Here is a 910-nt window from a genome sequence, read left to right as displayed (position 1 = left end):
AGGCGGGCGTTAGCGGCTCCAGTTAATACAATCAAACTCTACTTTATTGAAGTCGTATTTTGGTTAAAGAGTCAAATAACAGTTCTTTGTCCGATTCCTTTAAATAGCGGGATTTTAGAGTTGCTTTAAAAACTTCTAATTCATCTTTAGTAAAGCTGCCACCCTCACGTAGATATTGTGCGATTTTGGTATTAATATCTTTACCTAATTTTATCAACTCTGGTCGTATGACAGTCTCTAAATCTTTTGGTTTCTTGTCTGTTGATGTAGTCAATAAATCAGCTCGATATCTATATTGTATAGCCTTAGCTGCTGATATTTGAGCACTGAAAAAATCTACTACGCTTTCTTTATTTAAACCTTCTTTTTCTGCTGATATGCTGGCATTGTTAATAACAATTGCTTCACGTTTTGTATCTTCGATGGGTTCATTATTATAGGCTTTATATAAAGCGACATCTTCCATGTAACTGAGGCGTAGGTTGATAGCTGTGAACAAATCTTGAGATGTCACTGAAGCAATAGAATTAAATGAAATTAAAGATGCAGCAAATATTAGTATGGTTTGGAGCATAAAATTATCCTTATAAAGAGTGATTAGGCCCCAAAGCATAACAATCGCTTGTAGGGGGATTGTCACCATTTTGTCTTTTTTGCTACCTGAGTTTTATGGTGATGTTGCCATGTGGATAGTTAAGCGTTACGTTACCTCTAAGGTTAGGTTGATGTTAGCTGACATAAAGTGAATGAAATGATACGACACATATTACTTATAAAGTTTAGACCGTCGGCAGAGCCATCTGATATTGAAAAATTAAAGAATTTGTTTGCCTCTATGCCTGATAAAGTGGATGGTGTTTTGTCTGTTGAGTGGGGAGAAAATGATAGTCCTGAAGGTAAAAATCAAGGT

The 910-nt window shown here is 35.5% G+C and carries 2 protein-coding genes; one reads left to right on the top strand and one right to left on the bottom strand.

Annotated features, from left to right (window positions below):
* Positions 1-43: 43 nt before the first annotated feature.
* Positions 44-574 carry a chorismate mutase gene (locus tag GOU96_RS17825; protein WP_000942055.1) on the bottom strand — a complete coding sequence of 177 codons (531 nt, stop codon included), beginning with the start codon at positions 572-574 and terminating at the stop codon, positions 44-46.
* Positions 575-751: 177 nt separating this feature from the next.
* On the opposite strand from GOU96_RS17825, the gene GOU96_RS17820 reads away from it, so the two are divergent.
* Positions 752-910, top strand: a 159-nt coding sequence (locus GOU96_RS17820) for a Dabb family protein (protein ID WP_324702097.1), incomplete at its 3' end; no start/stop codon positions are given.

This window comes from Vibrio sp. R-1 (genome assembly GCF_035615595.1).
GTDB classification, from domain to species: Bacteria; Pseudomonadota; Gammaproteobacteria; order Enterobacterales; family Vibrionaceae; genus Vibrio; species Vibrio cholerae.
Note: the sequence above shows the minus strand (reverse complement) of the source record. Positions and strands in the feature narration are given on the sequence as shown.